Annotated in this window: 24 protein-coding genes and 1 tRNA gene; 13 read left to right on the top strand and 12 right to left on the bottom strand. The window is 71.2% G+C overall.

From position 1 onward, the window contains the following. Positions 1-20: 20 nt before the first annotated feature. Together OG417_RS02460 and OG417_RS02455 are read left to right on the top strand one after the other, a co-directional pair. Positions 21-632, top strand: a complete 612-nt coding sequence (locus tag OG417_RS02460; protein WP_329249045.1) for a TetR/AcrR family transcriptional regulator — start codon at positions 21-23, stop codon at positions 630-632. 116 nt (positions 633-748) lie between these two features. Then, positions 749-1,633, top strand: coding sequence for a ClpX C4-type zinc finger protein (locus OG417_RS02455; protein ID WP_329249043.1), 885 nt, complete (start codon positions 749-751; stop codon positions 1,631-1,633). A gap of 37 nt (positions 1,634-1,670) precedes the next feature. Here the strand turns inward: OG417_RS02455 and OG417_RS02450 are convergent, their stop codons facing one another. Both OG417_RS02450 and OG417_RS02445 read right to left on the bottom strand, forming a co-directional pair. Beyond that, entirely contained in the window at positions 1,671-2,006 is a 336-nt protein-coding gene (locus tag OG417_RS02450) for a YnfA family protein (RefSeq protein ID WP_329249041.1), read from the bottom strand. A 55-nt stretch (positions 2,007-2,061) separates the two neighbouring features. Beyond that, complete coding sequence (locus OG417_RS02445) at positions 2,062-2,601, bottom strand: hypothetical protein (protein ID WP_329249038.1); 540 nt, start codon at positions 2,599-2,601, stop codon at positions 2,062-2,064. Between the two features lie 248 nt (positions 2,602-2,849). Between OG417_RS02445 and OG417_RS02440 the strand changes: the two genes are divergently transcribed. Together OG417_RS02440 and OG417_RS02435 are read left to right on the top strand one after the other, a co-directional pair. Then, positions 2,850-3,173 carry a hypothetical protein gene (locus tag OG417_RS02440; RefSeq protein WP_329249035.1) on the top strand — a complete coding sequence of 108 codons (324 nt, stop codon included), beginning with the start codon at positions 2,850-2,852 and terminating at the stop codon, positions 3,171-3,173. A gap of 196 nt (positions 3,174-3,369) precedes the next feature. After that, positions 3,370-4,017 carry a CBS domain-containing protein gene (locus OG417_RS02435; RefSeq protein WP_329249032.1) on the top strand — a complete coding sequence of 216 codons (648 nt, stop codon included), beginning with the start codon at positions 3,370-3,372 and terminating at the stop codon, positions 4,015-4,017. Between the two features lie 128 nt (positions 4,018-4,145). Here OG417_RS02435 and OG417_RS02430 read toward each other — a convergent pair whose 3' ends face one another. Together OG417_RS02430 and OG417_RS02425 are read right to left on the bottom strand one after the other, a co-directional pair. Continuing rightward, positions 4,146-4,787, bottom strand: a complete 642-nt coding sequence (locus tag OG417_RS02430) for a CBS domain-containing protein (protein WP_329249029.1) — start codon at positions 4,785-4,787, stop codon at positions 4,146-4,148. A 77-nt stretch (positions 4,788-4,864) separates the two neighbouring features. Beyond that, entirely contained in the window at positions 4,865-6,340 is a 1,476-nt protein-coding gene (locus OG417_RS02425; RefSeq protein ID WP_329249026.1) for a bifunctional aminoglycoside phosphotransferase/ATP-binding protein, read from the bottom strand. Between the two features lie 206 nt (positions 6,341-6,546). Between OG417_RS02425 and OG417_RS02420 the strand changes: the two genes are divergently transcribed. The 8 genes from OG417_RS02420 (at position 6,547) to OG417_RS02385 (ending at position 13,840) form a co-directional block, all read left to right on the top strand. Continuing rightward, positions 6,547-6,972 (top strand): hypothetical protein, encoded by a 426-nt coding sequence (locus OG417_RS02420; protein ID WP_329249023.1) that lies wholly within the window; start codon positions 6,547-6,549, stop codon positions 6,970-6,972. Positions 6,973-7,038: 66 nt separating this feature from the next. Beyond that, entirely contained in the window at positions 7,039-7,926 is an 888-nt protein-coding gene (locus OG417_RS02415) for a hypothetical protein (RefSeq protein ID WP_329249022.1), read from the top strand. After that, the gene (locus tag OG417_RS02410) at positions 7,910-9,256 is read left to right on the top strand and encodes a V-type ATPase 116kDa subunit family protein (protein WP_329249019.1); all 1,347 of its coding nucleotides are present in this window, start codon (positions 7,910-7,912) and stop codon (positions 9,254-9,256) included. Before OG417_RS02415 ends, OG417_RS02410 begins: the two co-directional genes overlap by 17 nt. Then, positions 9,226-9,654, top strand: coding sequence for an ATP synthase subunit C (locus tag OG417_RS02405; protein ID WP_329249016.1), 429 nt, complete (start codon positions 9,226-9,228; stop codon positions 9,652-9,654). The genes OG417_RS02410 and OG417_RS02405 overlap by 31 nt, the downstream gene beginning before the upstream one ends. A 1-nt stretch (position 9,655) precedes the next feature. Continuing rightward, complete coding sequence (locus tag OG417_RS02400) at positions 9,656-10,195, top strand: hypothetical protein (RefSeq protein WP_329249014.1); 540 nt, start codon at positions 9,656-9,658, stop codon at positions 10,193-10,195. Then, positions 10,183-11,841, top strand: a complete 1,659-nt coding sequence (locus OG417_RS02395) for a V-type ATP synthase subunit A (protein WP_329249011.1) — start codon at positions 10,183-10,185, stop codon at positions 11,839-11,841. The genes OG417_RS02400 and OG417_RS02395 overlap by 13 nt, the downstream gene beginning before the upstream one ends. 14 nt (positions 11,842-11,855) lie before the next feature. Next, entirely contained in the window at positions 11,856-13,226 is a 1,371-nt protein-coding gene (locus tag OG417_RS02390; RefSeq protein ID WP_329249008.1) for a V-type ATP synthase subunit B, read from the top strand. Then, positions 13,223-13,840 carry a V-type ATP synthase subunit D gene (locus OG417_RS02385; protein WP_329249005.1) on the top strand — a complete coding sequence of 206 codons (618 nt, stop codon included), beginning with the start codon at positions 13,223-13,225 and terminating at the stop codon, positions 13,838-13,840. The genes OG417_RS02390 and OG417_RS02385 overlap by 4 nt, the downstream gene beginning before the upstream one ends. Here OG417_RS02385 and OG417_RS02380 read toward each other — a convergent pair. The 8 genes from OG417_RS02380 to OG417_RS02345 form a co-directional block, all read right to left on the bottom strand. Next, the gene (locus tag OG417_RS02380) at positions 13,835-14,296 is read right to left on the bottom strand and encodes a hydrogenase maturation protease (protein ID WP_329249002.1); all 462 of its coding nucleotides are present in this window, start codon (positions 14,294-14,296) and stop codon (positions 13,835-13,837) included. The genes OG417_RS02385 and OG417_RS02380 overlap by 6 nt on opposite strands. Further along, on the bottom strand, positions 14,293-15,585 hold the full coding sequence (locus tag OG417_RS02375; RefSeq protein ID WP_329248999.1) for a Ni/Fe hydrogenase subunit alpha: 1,293 nt from the start codon (positions 15,583-15,585) through the stop codon (positions 14,293-14,295). Before OG417_RS02375 ends, OG417_RS02380 begins: the two co-directional genes overlap by 4 nt. Then, positions 15,572-16,330 (bottom strand): oxidoreductase, encoded by a 759-nt coding sequence (locus OG417_RS02370; protein ID WP_329248997.1) that lies wholly within the window; start codon positions 16,328-16,330, stop codon positions 15,572-15,574. The genes OG417_RS02375 and OG417_RS02370 overlap by 14 nt, the downstream gene beginning before the upstream one ends. Before the next feature lie 13 nt (positions 16,331-16,343). Then, positions 16,344-17,138, bottom strand: a complete 795-nt coding sequence (locus tag OG417_RS02365; RefSeq protein WP_329262086.1) for an FAD/NAD(P)-binding protein — start codon at positions 17,136-17,138, stop codon at positions 16,344-16,346. A gap of 5 nt (positions 17,139-17,143) precedes the next feature. Beyond that, positions 17,144-17,623: a cyclic nucleotide-binding domain-containing protein gene (locus tag OG417_RS02360; RefSeq protein WP_329248995.1), complete on the bottom strand. Its 480-nt coding sequence runs from the start codon at positions 17,621-17,623 to the stop codon at positions 17,144-17,146. Beyond that, a complete protein-coding gene (locus tag OG417_RS02355; protein ID WP_329248993.1) occupies positions 17,616-18,728 on the bottom strand; it encodes a 4Fe-4S dicluster domain-containing protein in 1,113 nt (370 codons plus the stop codon). Before OG417_RS02355 ends, OG417_RS02360 begins: the two co-directional genes overlap by 8 nt. Positions 18,729-18,924: 196 nt before the next feature. After that, positions 18,925-19,347: an Hsp20/alpha crystallin family protein gene (locus OG417_RS02350; protein WP_329248989.1), complete on the bottom strand. Its 423-nt coding sequence runs from the start codon at positions 19,345-19,347 to the stop codon at positions 18,925-18,927. Between the two features lie 347 nt (positions 19,348-19,694). Next, a tRNA-Leu gene (locus tag OG417_RS02345) sits at positions 19,695-19,777 on the bottom strand. A 107-nt stretch (positions 19,778-19,884) separates the two neighbouring features. Here OG417_RS02345 and OG417_RS02340 point away from each other — a divergent pair. Continuing rightward, positions 19,885-20,625, top strand: coding sequence for an FhaA domain-containing protein (locus OG417_RS02340; protein WP_285629075.1), 741 nt, complete (start codon positions 19,885-19,887; stop codon positions 20,623-20,625). Positions 20,626-20,627 lie beyond the last annotated feature (2 nt).

Here is a 20,627-nt window from a genome sequence, read left to right as displayed (position 1 = left end):
GTACGAGGCGAAGGAGGACGATGGCACACCGAACCCGCGGCCCGGGCGCCCAGCACGAGCAGCGGCGCAACGAGATCGCCGATGCGGTGCTGGCGATCGTCGCCGACCGGGGCCTGGCCGCGGTGTCACAGACCGCGGTCGCCGCCCAGGCCGGGGTGTCCCCGGGCCGCGTCCAGCACTACTTCCCGGCCAAGCAGAAGCTGATCGAGGCCGCGTTCGAACGCGGCAACGCCCTGTCCAGCACCCGCATCGCCACCAAGACCACTGCCAACGGCACCGACGCCGGCCCGCGCGGGGTGCTGACCGTGGTGCTCACCGAGCTCATCCCGTACGACGCCGTCACACGCGCCCACCTGCGGGTGCGACAGTCCTTCACCGCCGCCGCGCTCGCCGACGACGCCATCGCCGACCGGCTGCGCGACGACTACGCCCGTCTTCACACCCGGCTCGCCGAGCTGCTCCGGCAGGACCAGGCCGCCGGGCGCCTCCGCCCGGGAGTCGAGCCCGACCAGGAGGCCGTGACGCTGGTCGCCCTCGCCGAGGGGCTGGCCTACTACGTCCTCATCGGCGTCTACCCCGCCGACGCCGCCCGCGACCGCCTGCACACCGCGATCAGCGGCCTCTACCGCTGAGCCCCGGCCCGAAGGGCCAGGGCGACCGGTCACCGGCTGCTGACACCCGGTTCTGCTCCAGCCACAGGCGACAATCAGTGCTTGTCGTTTCAAGTTCGACAATCTACGGTTGTCGCATGGAGGAAATGAACGTAGCGATGCTGGTCGAGATCGTGCAGGAACGGGCAGCCGGCGACGACCCGCTCGTCCTGCTGGAGACCGCGATCGTTGTGGCCGCAGAGACGCGTGGCGCCGCCGAGGATCTGATCGAGCATTACGTCGGCGCCGCCCGTGCGGCGAACGTGTCCTGGACACTGATCGGCGAGCGGCTGGGGGTCTCCAAGCAGGCTGCGCGGCAAAAGTTCGCGCACCGCCTTGAGGTCAGTGACGTCATCGGTGATGCGGCCGAGGCGATGGTCATGGCCCCACGGCTGTCGGCGTGTCTACAGGCGGCCAAAGCCGCCGCGGACGCCGACGACAGCGTGCCCGGTACCCAGCATCTGCTGCTCGGGCTGCTGCACGTCGGCGGCGCCGCCGGCGTCCTGGACAGGCTCGGCGTGACCCGCGAGAAGGTCCGCCAGGCCAACGCCCGCCTGTTCGAGCCCGCGCTGATCGCCGATGAGAACGGGCAGCAGCGGCGTGTGGTCGGTGATGGCGAAGCCGAACAGGCCCTCACCAGCGCGCGGCGGCTGGCCGCGCGCCGTGGCCAGTCCCAGTTCCGCACCGAACACCTGCTGTTCTGCCTGGCCTCGGACTCAGGTTCCGCCGCCTACCGCGTCTTGGGCGAACTCGACGTCGAGGTGGCCCGCATCGGGAAGGAGCTTCAGGAGTGGATCGCCCCGGTCCAGCGCCGCCACCGCCGTATCGGCAAGGCGAAAGGCACCAACCGGGCTTGTTCCTTCTGCGGCTGCAAAGACCTCGGTCCTCTCGTCGCCGGCCCCGGCGTGTGGATCTGCGGCAGTTGCGCACAAGCCGCGATCGAGATCCTCCGCGCCGAGCCGCGCGGCCTGCGCGCCGGATAGCCATGCTCGGCCCAGGAAACGGGCCGGGAGGCCAGGATCAGTGTCCGCGCGGCGCGTACATGATCACGGCCATCCCGAACAGGCAGATGAGGGCGCCGATGATGTCGAAGCGGTCAGGGCGGTAGCCATCGAAGATCACGCCCCAGGCGATCGAGCCGGCCACGAATATCCCGCCGTAAGCAGCCAGGATGCGCCCGAAGTGGGCATCGGGCTGGAAGGTGGCGACGAAGCCGTACAAACCCAGGGCGATGACGCCCGCGCCGATCCACGGCCAGCCGCGGTGTTCGCGGACACCTTGCCAGACCAGCCAGGCGCCGCCGATCTCGCACAGCGCGGCGATGATGAACAGCGCGACAGAGCGGGCGACGAGCATGAACGGCGACGGCCTTTCTGGACGGTGTACGCGGACAAGGGCTCGGGGCGGCGGGTCAGGTTTCCGGGCCGAACAGCTCGGCGAGTAGCGGAGCGCCCTCATCGGGCGCGCGTACCTCCAGGTGCAGCACCGGACCGTCGAGGTGCAGCCGGAAGTCGAAGAACGGGCAGCACTGCTGCTCGGCCACGGCAAGCGCCGTGACGTCGGTGGCACGTTCGGCGGGCACGGTGAGCCGGACCCCGTTATCGGCCTCCTGGATCACGGCATCACTCATCAGTCTCCGCCACTGGGCGGTGCGTTCACCAATACCGTCACCGTCCAATGAACAGGCCACCGGAGCGCCCTGCCACCGCTCAGCCGCGCGGCCGGCGGGCTCGCCGCCGAGAGGCCTGCGCCCGGGCGTGAAGGGCGCGTCGGCCGGGGAGCCGGAGATGACGGACCCGCACTCGGGAGCGCACGGGGCGGGCCGATCGGGCAGCGCGTCCAAACGCTCCAGGGCCTGGTGCAAGGCGGCGGTGAAGGCGGACAGCTCCGCGGCGCGCGCCTCGGCATCGGCGATCCGAGCGGCGATGCGCGGCCGTAGGTCGGCCTTCACCTCCGCACACGACGACTACACCTCCTGGGCCGACCCCGGTAACACGGACATCGTCGCCAGATCGCTGAATCACCAGGCCATCGTGGTGATGCCCGACACCTCCTGGTGTTCGGAGTACTCCGACTGGGTCAGCGGACCGCGCTGGGAGACCTACCTCACCCAGGACGTCGACGCGGTACTACGCGCGCATTACCACGCCGGGAGACCGCGATCAGCCCGGCCTGCCCTGCACCCTCAACGAGGAGGACGTGTGGGGGACGCCGGGAGGAAGCCTGTGGAACCAGCACGACCCAGCCCTGAACACCCAGAAACTGGCCGGCGTGCGGCTGTTCTTCTCCTCCGGCGTCGACCCCAAGGACCCCTCCGGCACCTTCCCGTCCACCTGCACTGGCACGGACCTGATCGAGGAGGGCACCTGCCGGGAGACCCAGGCGATGCTGGACGCTCTCCGCCGCGCCGGCATCGGCTTTACCTACCAGCCTGTCCCCGGCGGCCACCACCAGTGGTCCGGCAACTGGGCTCCCGAACTCGACCAGGCCCTCGGCATGCTCTACAGCGCCATCGGCGCCTGACACCGCCGATCGGGGCCCCGGCCCCTATGAGAGTGAGTTCCTCGGCCACGAGACCGATATGCCCCGATCGGGCGGCGCCGGGACCTTCGGCCACGGCCGGGATGCGCTGTCGGTCCTTCCGGACAGGACTTCGGCCTCATGCCCGGCGGCGCGACGGCCGCCTATCGTCCGGTTGAGTGCCTAGGAGGGAACCCATATGAGGCGCCGAACCGTGAAGGACGTGATGACCAAGGCGGTCGTGAGCGCGTACCGAGGCGCGTGCTTCAAGGACATCGTCCAGGTCATGATCAAACGCGGTATCACGGCGATGCCGGTGATCGATGAGGGCCATCGCGTGGCCGGTGTCGTCTCCGAGTCCGATCTGCTCGCCAAGGAGGAACACAAGAACGGCGGGAAGCGGCGCCGGCTCGGCCGACGCCGTGACCGGTCGTGGGCGAAGGCTCAGGCGTTGACCGCCGAAGACCTGATGAGCTCACCGGCGATCACTGTCCATCCCGAGGCGACGATCGTGGAGGCGGCTCGGCTGCTGGACGCCCACCGGATCAAACGCATGCCCGTGACCGACGATCAGAACCGTCTCGTCGGGATCGTCAGCCGCCGCGACCTGCTGAGCGTCTTCACCCGTACCGACGAGGAGATCCGCGACGAGGTCCGGCACGAGGTCTTCGCCCTGGCCGACCCCACACAGGTCTCGGTCTACGTCCGTCACGGCGTGGTCACCCTTGGCGGCACGATGCGGCAAAAAGATCTGATCCCGATCGTCGTACGGCTGGCCGCCGCCACGGATGGGGTCGTCGGCGTGATCGACGAACTGAACCGCGACATGGCGGGCGCCGAGCCATAACCTCCGCGGGCGCCGAGCCAGAACCTTCACCGTGGTGATCGTCTCGGCCGACAGGTCCCGCAGAGCCGTCTGTTCCGCCGGGAGGGTCACCACCGGGGTGGTCATCACCTCACGGACCAGCATGCCGATCACCTTTCCCCGGACGGCGGGCGCGTCGCGCTCGCCCGTTGTTCCTCGGCGTGGCCCATCTCGTCGATCACACTGACGACGCCGTCGACCGCGGCCGTGAGCCGGACCGCGATCGAGATGAGGTTCTCGTGCGGCAGTGTCCCGGACAGGGTCACGACGCCGTCCCGGACACGGACCGAGACCTGGGCGGGGTCGGTCAGCAGCAGACGGGCGAAGATCTGCTGGATGATCTCCTCGCGGATCTCCTGGTCGGTGCGGGCGAAGACGTGGAGCAGGTCGCGGCGGCTGACGATTCCGACGAGACGGTTCTCGTCGTCGACCACCGGCAGGCGCTTGATCCGGCGCCGGTCGAGGAGCTGTGCCGCCTGCACGACCGTCGTCTCCGGCCGCACGCTCACGGCCGGTGCGGTCATCACATCCGCGGCTGTCGCCGGTTGTCTGTTGCGGCTTCTGCGCAGCAGGCGCCGTCTCGGTTTCGGCTCGAACGCCTCTTTGGCGAGCAGGTCGGACTCGGAGACGAACCCCATCACATGATGGTCCTCATCGACCACGGGCAGGGCCGTGATGCCCCGTTCGATCATGACGTGGACGATCTCCTGGAACGGGGCGTCCGGGTACGCGCTCACAACGGATCTCGTCATCACGTCCTCCACCGTCCGCCGCCTCATACGGTCCTCCCTTCACTCCAACCGGATGTGCCCGCGTCGTCCCCAGTGCCTCAGCCGGGTGCCAGTTGCGGGCGGCGATGCCAGACGCGAGCGGCCCCGGGTGGCCGGATGGCGCGCAGGGCGAGCTCGACGGATTCTTCGACGGGCCCGGATGTGTCGATGGGGACGGCGTCCGGCCAGGGGGCCGCCGTCTCGGCCATGCGGGCCGCGATCGCCGGGTCGGCGTCGGACACGCCGCCGGTACGCGTGAGCAGACGCTCCTCAGCGAGGTGCGTATGGCAGTTCAGCGCGGTCAGCTCGGCATGCTCGGCCAGCGCGGCGGCGTCCGCCCGGAACTGGGCGGAGGTCCAGGAGGCGTCGAGGATGACCGATTCGCCGTAGGCGAGAAGCCTCCTGGCGCGCTTCAACATCTCGGCATAGGTCCGCCGGTTCCAGGAGGCCGTGTAGATGCCGGCGCCGAACGCCGCCGCGGCCGAGACGTCGGGGGAGATGTCGGCGAGTTCCTTGCGAATCAGGTCGCTGCCCAGGACGGTGAAGCCGAGCCGGTCGCCGAGGGCCTCGCTGAGCGCCGACTTGCCGGTGCCGGGCAACCCACCGACGAGGACGACGCGTACGGCGCCGGCGTTCAGATGGCGCAGGGCGATCTCGGCGTACCGCCCGGCCGCGGCCGCCGCCCCGGCCTCGCCCTGGCCCCAGCGGAGGCAGGACACCTTGGCCCGGACGAACGCCCGGTAGGCGATGTAGTGGTGGCGTAGTGAGGGCGGCGCGGGATCGTCGGCGTACTCGGAGTACCAGGCGAGGAAGTGCTCGCCGAGCCGCGGCGCGTTGAGTCGCTCGAGGTCCATGCAGAGGAACGCCGCGTCATCCAGGCCGTCCAGCCAGCGCAGCCGGTCGTCGAAGTCCAGGCAGTCCAGCACTCGCGGGCCGTCGTCGAGGCAGAAGATGTCATCGGCCATCAGGTCGCCGTGCCCGTCGACGGCGCGGCCTTCGCCGAGCCTGGCGTCGAACAGGCGCTCTCGCCCGTCCAGGAAGCGCAGCGCCCGCCGTTCGATCTCGTTGGCCTCCCGGGCGTCGATCGCCCGTCCGTGAAACGGCCGGACCTGGTCGAAACTGTCGGTCCAGCGCCGCAGTACGGCATCGCGGGTGGCCTCCGCGGAGATCTGCTCCCCCCGCGGGGCACTCGCGTGCACGCGAGCGAGCAGGCGAGCGACCGCCCGCAGGGCGTCGTCCACCGAAACGCCCGTCTCCACGAGGTGGGAGAGCCGGCGTTCGGCGGGCATCCGGCGCATGATGACGAGGTGATCGCAGGGCAGGCCGGACGCCAGGGCCACGTCGGCGACACCGAGATAGACGTCGGGGGAGAAGCGCCGGTTGAGCTCGACCTCACGGTGACAGGCGCGTTCCCGTCGCTCCCGCGTCGAGAAGTCGAGAAAGCCGAGGTTCACCGGCTTCTTCAGCTTGAACGCGCGGTCGCCGACGAAGAAGACCACCCCCGCATGGGTCTCCGCGACCCCGGCGGCACTCATTGGCCCGGTCCTCCGATGGAGATCGCTGGCATGGTCTCGCTCCTCCCGTGCTCTCCCAATCTGGCTCCTGGGAGCCCCGGCATCCAGGGCCGTCCGTCCCTGCCGGTGGGGCAGAACGACCGTGATCGCCGAACCGGGTCGAAGGTCCTCTGACCAGCGTCCATGCGCCCCTGCCCGCCGGGCCGCACGCTGGCGAACATGTGGGCATGCCGACCTTGCGCGACTTCCTGCGGCGATGGCGCCCGGCGGCCGCTCCCGGCGCCGCCGCGCGCACCGGCGTTCCGGCCGATCGACCGGCCGGCCCCGAGGAGGAGCTCATGGCCGTCTTCCGCGCGCTCGAACCGGTCCACTCCGAGTGCCGGGCAATCGGTGACGCAGCGAGGCGCGACGCGAGCCGCGAGACCGCGCGGGCGCGGGAACAGGCCGACGCGATCGTCGCCGAGGCGCGGGTGTCTGCTCCCTCCCGGCGGCGCGAGGCCATGGCGGAGGCCCAGGAACACAGCGCGGCGGAGAACGCGGCGATCATCGCCGACGCCGAGCGGCAGGCCGGTCACATCCGCCGCCTCGCCGCGAAGCGAATGCCCGAGATGGTCGGCCGGGCCGTGGAGCTCCTCGACCGGGAGCTGCGGTGAGGAGCCGGCGCCCGTACGCGAACGCCACCGGAGCCCGAGCCGGGCCGTGAGGATCGGCGGGATGTCGTGACGGCCGCCTGGGTGGCGGGAACCACACGAGCGAGGTCTCTCGCCCGGCGGTGCGCCGGGCCCGACGTCGCGCGCGAGGTCGCGTCCTCGCCCACCTTGGAAGGAGCACTCGCCCGGCTCGATGCGACACCGTATCGGCGCGGCGTCCGGCCCGGTCAGCCCCTCCTCGAGGCCCAGCACGCGCTCGTCGGCACGCTGCTCTGGCAGATCCGGGTGCTCGCCGGCTGGCAGCCCGGCACCGGCACCGCCGCCCTGCGCGCGCTGGCGGGCTGGTTCGAGATCGCGAACGTCGACGCGCTGCTGTCCGGCGGCCCGTTCTTCGAGCTGGGCACGATGGCCACCGCGTGGTCGGACCTGCGGAACGCACCCGACCTGCGCCGCGCGCTCTCCGCCTCGCCCTGGGGTGACCCCGGCGGGGACGACGCGCGGAGCATCCAGCTGGGCATGCGGATGCGCTGGGCCCGCCGCGTCGCCGCGATATCGCCGGACACCCGGTTTTGGTCCGCCGGCGCCCTCGCACTGCTCATCGCCCGCGAACGCTTCGCCGAAGAGCGACCGCTGCCGGAACCTCCCTCCGACCTCATCGGAAGGCGAACCGCGGGAGCGGGTGACCTCACCGAGTTCGGCCGCCGTCTTCCCGACCATGCGGCCTGGGCGCTCCGAGGAACCGAGACCCCGGCGTGCCTGTGGGCCGCCGAGACGCGCTGGTGGTCCCGGCTGGAGCGCGACGGGCGCGCGCTGCTGTCGGGCGCACGCCTGGACCTGGGGCCGGTGCTCGGCGCGGTCGCGGTACTCGCGGTCGACGTCCGCCGTGTGCGGGCCGCGCTGGAGCTGGCTTCGCGCGGCGGTCATCCTCTGGAGGCGTTCGATGCGGTCCTGGCGTGAGTCCCTGCGGCCGGTGCGGATGGACCGGATCGCCGTGGTCGTCCCGGCGGATCGGATGAGAGCCGTCCTCGTACGGCTGGCCGCAGCCGGAGTGGTCGAGTTCGACGGCCCGGCGCCGAGCCCCGCGCCGGAGGCGGTCCTGTCGGCCCTGCCTCCGCCCGCCACGGGCCGGCCCGAACTCCTCGCGGGAGAGGAGGCGCTGCGGGCACGCTCGCGGGCGTCGACCTCCCGCGACGGGGTGAGCGCGATCGCCGGCTGGGCCCCGGCCGACAGGGTCAGGAGCCTGTCCGGAGACCTCGCGTGTGTGGACGGGGCGGTCGTCGTCCTGCCCCGTCCCCGCGGAGTGGAGGTTCCGTCGATGCTGCGGGCCGGCGGCGTACGCGGATCGCTCAAATCGCTCGTCGAGACGTACGGCACGGTCCCGTACCGGGACGTGGATCCGACGCCTCTCGCCGCGGCGGCGTTCCTGCTGATGTTCGGAATGATGTTCGGGGACGTCGGCCACGGGGCGCTCCTGTTGCTGATCGCGGCCGCACTGGCGTTCTGGCCCCGCCTGAGGCGGTTCCGGCGCGCCTGGCCGTTCGCCGCGGGCGCGGGCCTGGCCGGAATGGTCTTCGGCGCGCTCTACGGGGAGTTCTTCGGCCCGACCGGTGTGCTGCCGGCGCTGTGGCTGCGGCCGATGGAACGCCCGGTGGCGCTGATGGTGGCGGCGGTCTTCGTGGGTGCGGTGCTGCTGGCCGGTGCGCAGACGCTCGGCACCGTCAACCGCGTCCGCGAGGCGGGCTGGAGGGCCGCGCTGTACGCCTCGTCGGGGATCGCCGGTGTCGCGCTGCTCGTCGGCCTGGCGGTCGTCGTGGCCGGCGGGTACGCGGGCCTGGTGCTGCCGGTCGTCCTGGGCGCGGTGCTGGCGTCGCTGGGAATGGTGCTGATCTTCGTCGGCTTCACCGGCGAAGGCGGCGTCTTCGAAGCCTGTGTCGAACTGTTCGACACCGTCCTCGGCCTCGGTTCGAACGTGGCCTCGTTCACGCGGCTCGCGGCGTTCGGGCTCACGCACACGGCACTGGGCTGGATCGTCTGGGAGGGCACCCGTGCCCTCTGGCCGCGGGGAACGACCGGCGTGGCCGGGGCGGCCGCCGTCTTCGTCGCCGGGAATCTGCTCGCCTTCGCGTTGGAAGGCCTGGTGGTGGCCATCCAGGCGCTCCGCCTGGAGTACTACGAGCTGTTCTCCCGTGTCTTCCAGTCCCAGGGGCGGCCGTTCCGGCCCTGGCGACTGCCCGTCGTCACAGAGGAGGTCGCCCCATGGCCACGTGGCTCGCCTGCCTCCCACTGATCGTCGCCGCGCTCGTCGTCTCGCGGCTCCTGCGCCGTCGCGGTGAACGTGCGGTCCGGCTGCTCCTGCTCGCCGACGGTGCGCTGGCGGTGGCCGCCCTCGCCGTCCTGGCGATCGCGTTGACCGCGGAGCCGTCGTCGGCGTCGCACGTGACCGCCGCGGTGAACGCCGGCGCGAGGACGACGGGGAACTGGGCGGCCCTGCTCGGCGCCGGAATCGCCGTCGCCGGTTCCACCATCGGCGCCGGGATCGCGGTGGCCTACACGGGAGCGGCGGCGGTGGCCGCCATGAGCGAGCGCCCGGAGCTGTTCGGGCGGGTGCTGGTGATCGTCGGCCTGTCCGAGGGCATCGCGATCTACGGACTGGTCGTCGGCATCCTGCTCCTCGGGAAGGCGTGACATGGCCGAACCCCGGTACGGAGAGGGACGCGAGGGCCCGCCGGTTCCGGCCGCCCTCGATCCCGTCGTGGGCTCACTGCGGCGGAAGGCGCGGCGAGACGCCGCGCGGATCCGTACGGAGGCGCGCGCCGCCGCGGACGCCCTGCTCGGCCGGGCCCACGCCGAGGCGGCTCAGATCCTCGACGAGGCGCGCGCCGCCGGCCGGTCGGAGGCCACCGCCTCGGCGCGTGCGGAAGGCGTACGAGCACGGCGGAGGGCGAGGGCGATCGTCCTCGCCGCTCGCCGGGAGGCGTACGAGGAACTGCGGCACCGAGTCCGTTCCGCGGTGGCGTCGCTGTACGCGGAGAACCCGGTGGCCGCGGACCGGCTGCGAACACTGGCCCGTGACCGCGCCGGAGCCGACGCGCGGATCGCCACCGCCCCGGGCGGCGGCGTCATCGCCGTCGCTCCCGGGCGCCGTGTGGACTGCTCGGTGTCCGCCCTCGCCGATCACGCCGTGGACCTTCTCGGCGCGGAGGTGGAGCGACTGTGGGAGTCCTGACCCGGGTCAACGGCCCGCTCGTGGAGGTGAGCGACCTGCCGGAGGCGGGCATGTTCACGCTCGTCGGTCTCGGCAGGGCCGCCATCCCGGGAGAGGTCGTCGCGATCCGCGGCGACAGAGCGACCGTCCAGGCGTACGAGTACACGGGGGGCCTGGCACCCGGCGACCCCGTCGAGACGTACGGTGAGCCACTGTCCGCACGCCTCGGGCCCCACCTGCTGGGCGGCGTGTTCGACGGGCTCCTACGCCCGCTGGCGGACGCGGGCATCTGGCTGACGGCCATACGGAGCGCACCGCGCCAGAAGGAGTGGCGGTTCACCCCGGCCGTCCCGCAGGGCGTTCACCTCGGCGAGGGAGAGCCGGTCGGCACCGTCGAAGGAGCGGGCGCCGTGCCCTATGCCGTCCTGACCCCTGTGGCGGGACGGGTCACCGCGATACGCCCACCCGGTCTTCATGGGCCGGACGTAGCGGTGGCGTCCGTCGGCGACCACGACATCACGCTGTCCCGCAGGCGGCCGGTGCGCCGCCCCGCACCGTACCGGGAACGTCTGGAGGAACTCGTCCCCCTGGTCACCGGGCAACGGGTCGTCGACCTGCTACTGCCGGTACCGCGCGGTGGTGCGGCCGCCGTCCCCGGCGGCTTCGGCACCGGCAAGACCGTGCTCCTCCAGCAGATCGCCAAGTGGTGCGACGCCGACGTCGTCGTCTATGTCGGGTGCGGCGAACGCGGCAACGAGATGGCCGACGTGGTGGCCGAACTCGCCGAGCTGACCGATCCGCGGACCGGCGGCCGCCTCGCCGACCGTACGGTCGTCATCGCCAACACCTCCAACATGCCGATGATGGCGCGCGAGGCCGGTGTGCACACCGCCATGACCGTGGCCGAACACTTCCGCGACATGGGCTATGACGTCGTCGTCATCGCCGACTCCACCTCCCGCTGGGCGGAGGCCCGCCGGGAGTTCGCGTCGCGGCACGGGGAACTGCCCGCCGAAGAGGGCTATCCCGCGGACCTCGCGTCGGCGCTGGCGGCGTTCTACGAGCGCGCCGCCCGGGTCACCACACTCGGCGGCCGGATCGGTTCCGTGACCGTGATCGGCGCGGTCTCCCCACCGGGCGGCGACATGACCGAGCCGGTGACCACGCTCACGCAGCGCTTCGTCCGCTCCCTGTGGAGCCTGGACCGCGACCTGGCCTACTCCCGGCACTATCCCGCCGTCTCATGGGCGTCCTCGTTCGCCCGGGACGCGGACGCCATCGCCGGCTGGTACGCCCGGCACGGCATCCCGGGCTGGGGCGAGCGCCGCCGGCAGGTGGCGTCCATACTCGCCGAAGCCGACCGGCTCGGCCTGCTCGCCGAACTCGTCGGAGCCGAGTCCCTGCCCGCGCACGAGCGCGTGGCGCTCCTGGCCGGCCGGATGCTGCGAGAGGGAGTGCTGCAACAGAGCGCGCTGAGCGCCGTCGACGCCTTCTGCACACCCGAGCGCACCGTCGCCCTCACCGACGGGATCCTCACCGCCATCGCCGAATGCGAGGACATGGCGGCCCGCGGGGTCTCGGCCAAGGAGATCGAGGGGCGCGACTTCTCCTCTCTGCTGCGGGCCAAGGAACAACCGGCCGTGCCCGATGCCGTCGGGCCGGGCTGAGGCGGTGCTCATCGATGTGGCCCGAGCCGGAGTACACCGACATCACCGACCTGCGCGGCCCACTGATCGTCGTACGGGGCACCTCCGGCGTGGGCTGGGACGAGTACGCCCACGTCCGGCTCGACACCGGCGAGGAGCGCAGCGGGCTCGTCCTGGAGGTGAACCGGGACCTGGCCGTCGTGCAGGTCTTCGAAGGCACCGACGCGATGACCCGCCAGAGCGTACGGGTGGCCTTCACCGGCAGCCCGCTCAAGATCCCAGTCGGCGACGGCTGGCTCGGCCGGGTCTGCGACGGCCGCGGACAACCCAGAGACGGCGGACCTCCCGTGTTCGGCGCCACCGAAGCACCGGTCGGCGGAGCACCGCTCAACCCGACGCGGCGTAGCCCTCCCGCCGAACCGGTGCTCACCGGCATCTCGGCGATCGACGCCCTGACCACCCTCGTACGGGGGCAGAAGATCGCGATCTTCTCCGCGCCGGGACTTCCACACCTGGAACTCGCCGCCCAGATCGGCGCCCAGGCCGGCACCGGCGGCGAGCCGTTCTGCGTCGTCTTCGCCGCCATGGGCCTCACCCACGCCGACGCCGCGACCGTACGCGACACCCTGGAGGAGCGCTCCGCGGCGGGGGAGCTGACGCTCCTGCTCAACCTGGCGGACGACCCTGTCATCGAGCGTGTCCTCACCCCGCGGCTGGCCCTCACCATCGCCGAGAACCTGGCGTTCGCCGGAGGACGGCACGTCCTCGTCGTCCTGGCGGACATGACCAGCTACTGCGAGGCGCTGCGCGAGGTGTCGGTGGCACGTGGCGAGATCCCCGCCCGGCGCGCCTACCCCGGCTACCTCTACAGCGACCTGGCGTCTCTGTACGAGCGGTGCGGGCGGATCCGCGACACGCCTGGCTCGATCACCGTGCTGCCGGTCCTCACCATGCCGGCCGGAGACATGACGCATCCGGTGCCGGACCTCACCGGATATATCACTGAGGGCCAGATCGTGCTGACCCCCGAGATCGGCGTCCGCCCGCCGATCGACGTCCTGGCGTCGCTGTCCCGGCTGATGCGCGCGGCCGTGACATCCGCCCACATGGACCTGGCCGCACAGATCCTCGCCGCCCTCGCCCGCGCACGCCAGGCACGCGAGCTCGCCGAACTGATCGGAGCCTCCGCGCTCAGCGAGACCGACCGGTGCTTCATCGAGTTCGAACGGAGCTTCCGCCACCGCCTTCTGGCCCAGCAGCCGGACGAGAACCGCGAGCTCGAGGAGACCATGGAACGGGCGTGGCAGGCGTTGAGCACGCTCCCACGGCACGAACTGACCATGATCGAGCCGGCCGAGCTGGAGGCGCGTCTTCCGGACGACGATCACCGCGGTGGGACGCGATGACCACGCTCGCACGTGTCCCACCGGGCCGGGCCGGCCGCTTGTGGCTCCGTCGGCGTCTGAAGGTCGCCCGGCGCGGTGTCGATCTCCTCCAACGCGAACTCCGCGTCCTCGTGCGAGAGCACCACCGGCTCGCATCCGTGGCCGAGCGAACCGCTCAGACGTGGACGGCGGCCTGCGCGGAAGCCGATATGTGGGCGCTCCGCGCCTGCCTGGCAGACGGACGCCGGGTCCTGCGGCCGGCACCACCGGCCCACGTGACGGTGCGCTGGGAGGAGACCATGGGCCTGCGCTTTCCGGTGGACGCGACCTGCACGCCGGCCGAGGACCCAACACCGATGGCCGCCTCGGCCGCGCTCAGCGAGACGCGGAAGGCCGCATGGACCGCGCTTCAGGCCGCCGTCGATCACGCGGTGGCCCGGGAGGCCGAGCGCCGGGTCTCCCAGCAGATCACCGTCATCCGGCAACGGATCCGCGCGCTTCAAGATCGCTGGATTCCGCGCCTGACCGCCGCCCTCAGGCAGATCGACCTGGCGATCGAGGAGGCCGAGCGCGCCGACGCCGCCCGTCTCCTACGGATCGGCCGGCTGTCGATCGAACGGCAGAACGACTCATAGCGGGCGTTTTTGCTGCTTGAGACGAGTTTCGCGGCTGAGCGCCGTGATGCGGTCGGCGACCTCGGATACGGCCCGGACGACCGGCGGGCTCAGGCCGGGTCCGAAGCCGAAATCGGTGCCCTCGATGAGGTAGATCCGCATCGTGGCGGGCATCCGGCCGAGGGCCTCCCCCAGCCGTGTCGCGACGCCGAGGCCCAGAGCGTGGCTGCTCGTGTCCGACACGGCACCGCCCACGGCGTCGAGTTCGCGGACACGGCCGGGCTCGTCGGTGGACGGAACGGCGTCGACCACGACGGCGAGGTCCGCCCCGGCCCACAGATCGAGGAGGCGGCTCGGCTCTCCGTCGGAGACCGCAAGGGTCGCCCCCTCCACCGGCCGGCTCCGCAGCTCGTCGACGACGGCCGGACCGGCGCCGTCGTCGCGGCGGAGTTCGTTGCCGACTCCGATGACGATCACGAGCGCTCCACGGTCAGGTCGAGGAAGTGCGTCGCGCACGAGATGCAGGGGTCGTAGTTGCGGATCGCCCGTTCGCACACCGCGGTCAGCGCATCGTCGTCCAGTTCGAGGCGCGCCTGGACCACGGCGCGCATGTCGTCTTCGATCGCCGCCTGGTTCTGCGAGGTCGGCGGGACGATGCGCGCCGAGCCGATCACGCCGGCGGGGTCGAGTTCGTAGCGGTGGAACAGCACGCCTCGCGGAGCCTCCGTCGCCCCGTGCCCGATGCCCGCGCGCGGTGGTACGGCGACGAACGGTCCGGGCGGCGGCCGGTACGCCTCGATGAGCCGTAGCGCCTCCTCGACCGCGTAGACGACCTCGACGGCGCGTACGACGATGCTCTGGAACGGATTGCGGCACACCTGTCCGAGGCCCGCCGTGCGTGCGGCGTCACGGGCGAGCGGCGACAGCCGGTCTCGGTTGAGCGCGTAACGCGCCAGCGGGCCGGTCAGGTAACGACCGCCTCCGGCGAGGCGGGCGTGCAGGGCCGTCGAGTGGGGCACCTGTTCCTCGATGATGTGGTCTTCGAAGTCGGCGACCTCGAACGTTCGCCCGCCGGTGGTGCGCGGGAGGCCGCCTTCGATCGGGTAGACGTCGGCGGTCAGGGCGAGGAACTCATGCTCGAGCCGGTCTTCGGGCATGGCGAAGCCGGCCACCCACTCGACCGTGGCGAGGGCGTGGTCGAGGGCACGGCGCAGGGGCTCGGTCAGCGCGGTGAGTTCGGCTCGGGTGGGCGCGCGGTAGAAGCCGCCGACCCGGACGTTGATCGGATGGATGGGCCGGCCGCCGATCAGCTCCATGATCGTGTTTCCGGCCTTCTTCAGGGTCAGGCCGCGTTCGAGGATCTGCCGGTGGTCCCGTGCCATCTCCACGGCGCCGGGGTAGCCGAGGAAGTCCGGGGCGTGGAGCAGGTAGATGTGCAGGGTGTGGCTCTCGATCCACTCACCGCAGTACAGCAGGCGCCGCAGTGCCTCCAGGGGTTCGCTCACGGTGACGCCGCAGGCGGCCTCGATGGCCCGGCACGCGCTCATCTGGTACGCGACCGGGCAGATCCCGCAGATCCGGGCGGTGATGTCGGGCGGTTCGGTGTGGGCGCGGCCACGCAGGAAGGCCTCGAAGAACCGGGGCGGCTCGTAGATGTCGAGCCGGACCTCCTCGACCCGGCCGTCGCGAGCCCGTACGTACATCGCGCCCTGTCCCTCGACCCGGGCCAGGGCGCCCACCCGTAAGGTGCGCTCACGGTGGGTCATCGGTCTGCTCCTCGAACGCGGCGACGTTGAAGGTGGAGAACACCCGGTCCACCTCTGGGCGTGACATGCCGATATTGCCCAGCCACGTCTTCAACGAACCCATGTTCGGCCTGGTCGCGGGGCCGAAGCAGCCATAGCAGCCGCGCCCGTACGCCGGGCAGATGGCGCCGCAGCCGGTGTGGGTCACCGGGCCGAGGCACGGCGTGCCGTGGGCGACCATCACGCAGACGGTGCCACGCATCTTGCACTCGAAGCAGACCGGGTGGGAGGGGATACCGGGCTTGCGGCCGGCGAGGTAGGCCGAGATCACCTCCAGCAGCTGACTTCGATCGATGGGGCAGCCGCGCAGCTCGAAGTCGACCGGGACGTGCGCGGAGATCGGCGTGGAGCCGGCAAGAGTGGCGACGTACTCCGGCTTGGCGTAGACGACCGAGCGGTACTCCTCGGTGTCGGCGTAGTTTCGCAGCGCCTGGATGCCACCCGCGGTGGCGCACGCTCCGATCGTCACCAGTCTCCGGGACACGCGCCGGACGTGCTTGATGCGTTCGGCGTCGGCGGGCGTGGAGATCGATCCTTCCACCAGCGACACGTCGTACGGTCCGGGCGCGGTCATGGCGGAGGCCTCCAGGAAGTGGGAGATCTCCACTTCGCCGGCGAGCGTCAGCAGCTCGTCCTCGCAGTCGAGGAGGCTGAGCTGGCAGCCGTCGCACGAGGCGAACTTCCACACGGCGAGCTTCGGAGACACCGCCGGCTCCTTTCTAGAGTTCCTTGACACTCAGCAGCGGCGCGGCGTCGCGGTAGGACACGACCGGTCCGTCGCGGCAGAGCAGCCACGGGCCGAGCTGGCAGTGCCCGCACCAGCCGATTCCACAGCGCATGTTGCGCTCCAGGGAGATCCGAATGTCATCGATCCCCCGGGCGAGGAGCTCGCGTGCGGTGAGGCGCATCATGATCTCCGGTCCGCAGACGAACGCCACGGCGTTCGCCGGCGCGACGTCAAGCCGGCCGACGAGCGTGGTGATCAGGCCGACGTGCCCGTCCCAGCCCGAGTACGCCCGATCGACGGTCACCTCGACCCGGACCCCTCGCCTGCGCCAGTCCGCGATCTCGGCGGCGTACAGCAGGTCCCCCGGCGTACGGGCACCGATGAGGAGCGCGATGTCGCCGTAGGAGTCACGGTGCTCCAAGGCGTACAGCAGCGCGGACCGCAACGGGGCCAGCCCGATCCCGCCCGCGGCGAAGACGACGTCGCGGCCGGCCACCTCCTCGACGCCCCAGCCGACCCCGAGGGGACCGCGGACGCCGACCATCTGTCCAGGCCCGGCCTCGTGCAGGGCGTGGCTGACCGCGCCAACGTCGCGGATGGTCTGTTCGAGGAGGGACCCGGCGCGGCTCACCGAGATCGGCGCCTCCCCGACGCCGAAGGCGTACAGCATGGTGAACTGCCCGGGCCGGACCGGCGCGATCGCCGCGCCGCACGGTTCGAGAGTGAGAGTCGCCACATCGTGGGTCTCCACACGCCGGGACATCACCCGGTACGGCGTCGGCGCCATCGCGGTCACCAGGCACCTCCGGCCGGCGCGCCGTACAGGTCGAGGAGACGCATGCGGGTGTTCTGCAGCCGGTCGAGCATGACCGCGGCGAACCGGCGGGTCAGCTCGTACCCGAGCGCGGGATCGGCGGCGCACCGGACCCGTACCGCCGCGGCGTCGAACGCGATGGCGTTGACCGGCTCCGCCGCGACGGCCCCGAACCTCCATTCGTAGGGTGGGAACAGCCACGACCAGCCCAGCACCGACCCGGGTCCGAGCGACTCGATGATCAAGTCGCCGCGGGCGGGCGCATGGAGATCGAGCACGACGCGACCGGACCGGATCAGCCAGAACCGGTCCGCCGGACCGCCCTCGTCGAAGAGACGGTGACCGGCACGTAGGCCCTCGGTGCGGGCCACGGCCGCCAGCCCGTCCAGGTAGTGGGCCGGCATGCCCCGGAAGAATCCGTTGGCGGCGAGAAGAGATCCGGACGGACGCTCAGTCACGTCGTTCCTCCCGCTCCTCCCGCAGGGCGGCGACCTCCTCGGTCAGGTCGATGCCGACGGGGCACCACACGATGCAGCGGCCACATCCGACACAGCCGGAGGAGCCGAACTGGTCGTGCCAGGTGCCCAGCTTGTGCGTCAGCCACTGGCGGTAGCGGCTCTTGCCCGAGGTGCGCACGCTGCCGCCGGGCAGGTGGGAGAAGTCCAGGTCGAAGCAGGAGTCCCAGCGCTGCCAGCGTTCGGCGTGCTCGCCGGTCAGGTCGGTGACGTCCTCGACGGTCGTGCAGAAGCAGGTCGGGCAGACCATCGTGCAGTTGCCGCAGGTCAGGCAGCGGGAGGCGACGTCGTCCCAGCGGGCCGCGTCCAGGCTGCCGGCCAGCAGGTCCCGCAGCCCCTCGGGCTCGGGCATCTGGCGTCCCATGCGGTCGGCGGCCGCGGCGACCTCGGCCAGTGCCCGCTCCGTCGTGGTTTCGTCCGCCTCTTCGTGGGGGATCCGCTCCAGCATCGCCGTGCCCGCGCTGGTACCGACCTCGACGAGGAACCGTCCTTCACCGATCACCTCGGTGAGCGCGAGATCATAGCCCGCGTCGGCGCGCGGACCGGTGCCCATGGACGCGCAGAAGCAGGTCTCGCCGGGCTCGGTGCAGTTGACCGCGATGATGAACGCGCCCGTACGGCGCGCGCCGTACGCCTCGTCGGGGTGCGCGCCGCCGGTCATGACGTGGTCCAGCACACCGATCGCCCGCAGGTCGCAGGGGCGGACGCCGAGAAAGGCATACCGCGGCGGCGTGTCCTCGGCCTCCTGGATCGAGAAGCCGCCGTCTCCGGTGCGCCGGCCCTCCCACAGCTTCACCCGCGGCGGGTGCAAGAACGGTTTCCACGACTGGGGCCCCGCGGAGTGGGCGAACGCCGCGTCATCGTCGCGGCGGCGAGTCCGGTAACCGCCCGGCTCGAGTGTGACGCCCCAGCCGTAGGGGAGATCGTCAGCGGACGCGAGCTCGGCCAGGACGATCGCCCCGTCGCGATGGGTGGGGCCGATCACGGTGTAACCGTCGGCGCGCAGCGCACGGTGCAGATCGGCGAGCCCGTCCAGGATCCACGGCATGGCCATCCCCCCTGATCAGCGTGACCGGCGCGACCGGTGTCCCGAACGGGGCAAAGGTCCCGTGGCCCGAGGCCGTTCGACACTCACGACCAGGCCGCGACAGGAGGGAGTGATGCGTATGTGAACCGGGCGTGCGCGCGTGGACGCGAAGGTCATCGTGGACCGGAACGACGCCCGCGCCCTGCGGGAAGGCCGGTCAATGCTCGATGGGCACGCGCCGGGTGGTCTCCTTCTGCTCCTCGAACGGCATCGTGATGGTCACGATGCCCTTGTCGTAGGTGGCCTTGATCTCGTCTTCCCTGATGTTCTCCGGCAGCCGGACATGCCGCTCATAGGAGCCGTACCGGAACTCGGAATGGCGCCGCCCCTCCCGCGACTCCTGGCGTTCGGCACGAAGCGTCAACACGCCGCGCGACACACTGATCTCCAGATCCTTCTCCGGGTCGATGCCGGGCATCTCGGCTCGGACGACGTACCGGTCGCCCTCGACGGCGTCCTCCACCCGGATGACCTGACCGGTCTGGCCGGCCAACGGCCGCAGGGCCGCGAGCGGCATTTCGAACAGGTCGAACAGGTCAGGGAACATCCCCCTGGTCTCTCTGCGGGCCGGCACACTCATCGTCTCCTCCTCAGCTCGCCTGCCACTTCCCATTCCGCCCGATGACCGGCGCGCGGCGTAGAGGCGGTCTTCCCGACGCTGAGAGGACTTCTGTCCCAGAGGCGCGCTGCTCACGGACGGTACGACGGCGAGCTGCGTACGAACCGGTCTCCAACAGCACCACCGACCGGATGAGGCACCCGTCGCCACCCACCAACCTCTGCCCCACCCACCAACCCCAGCCCGAAGGGGGGCGTGGGGGGCGGCAGCCCCACATCGGGGAGCTCGGGGAGTCGTCCCCCCGGAAAAATGACACGGACCACCGGGGAAGCCCCCGAAGGGGGCGACCACGATGGCCCAGTCTCGCGTGGGCGAGGAGGGATTTGAACCCTCACATCCTCTCGGACACACGGACCTGAACCGTGCGCGTCTGCCGTTCCGCCACTCGCCCGTGGCGACTCAGAGATTAGCACCCCTCCCGGACTGGTCGGAACTTGATTGCTCCATGCGAACCAACGCCCGGATACGATCGTCTAGCAGTGGAGAAGGGAGGTGCACGTGGGTGTCCTACAGCGCTTCGAGCGTCGACTCGAAGGCATGGTGGAGGGTGCCTTCGCTCGGGCTTTCAAGTCGGAGCTGCAGCCAGTGGAGGTCGCCAGCGCCATCCAGCGTGAGATGGACGAGCGCGCCGCCATCGTCGCGCAGGGTCGCACGCTGGTGCCGAACGACTTCGTCGTCGAGATCTCGCATCCCGACGGTGAGCGGCTCGCGGTGTACGCCGACAGTCTGAGCCAGGAACTCTCCAATCTCGCGCGTGAGCACGCGAAGGAGCAGGGTTACTCCTTCGTAGGGCCGGTACGCGTGCGATTCGAGAACGCCGATGATCTACGCACCGGCATGTTCCGTATTCGTTCCGGCGTCATCCGCGGTTCGACGGTGGAGGGTGGTGAGATCCGCCAGCCGATGAGCGACATGCCGCCGCCGGCGCGCGGGTTCTCCGGTGGTCGGCCGCGGCTTCTCGTCAGCACCGAGGGTCAGGAGAGCCACACGTACGACCTCACCACACCGGTGACTTTGCTGGGTCGCGGCACCGATTGTGATCTTCGGCTTGTCGACCCGGGAGTTTCCCGGCACCATGCCGAGATCAGAGTCGAGGGTCCGGAGGTGGTCGCGGTCGACCTAGGGTCGACCAACGGCACTTTCGTCAACGGTCAACCGATCCGGCGCGTGACGTTGCGTGATGGCGCGCGTGTCACTCTGGGCCGTACAACCCTCGTGTTCCGTCGCGACAGGGAGTAGCT

The sequence above is a fragment of the Actinoallomurus sp. NBC_01490 genome, from assembly GCF_036227085.1.
Lineage (GTDB): Bacteria > Actinomycetota > Actinomycetes > Streptosporangiales > Streptosporangiaceae > Actinoallomurus > Actinoallomurus oryzae.
The sequence above is the reverse complement of the archived record's forward strand: the minus strand, read 5'-3'. Positions and strand labels throughout refer to the sequence as shown.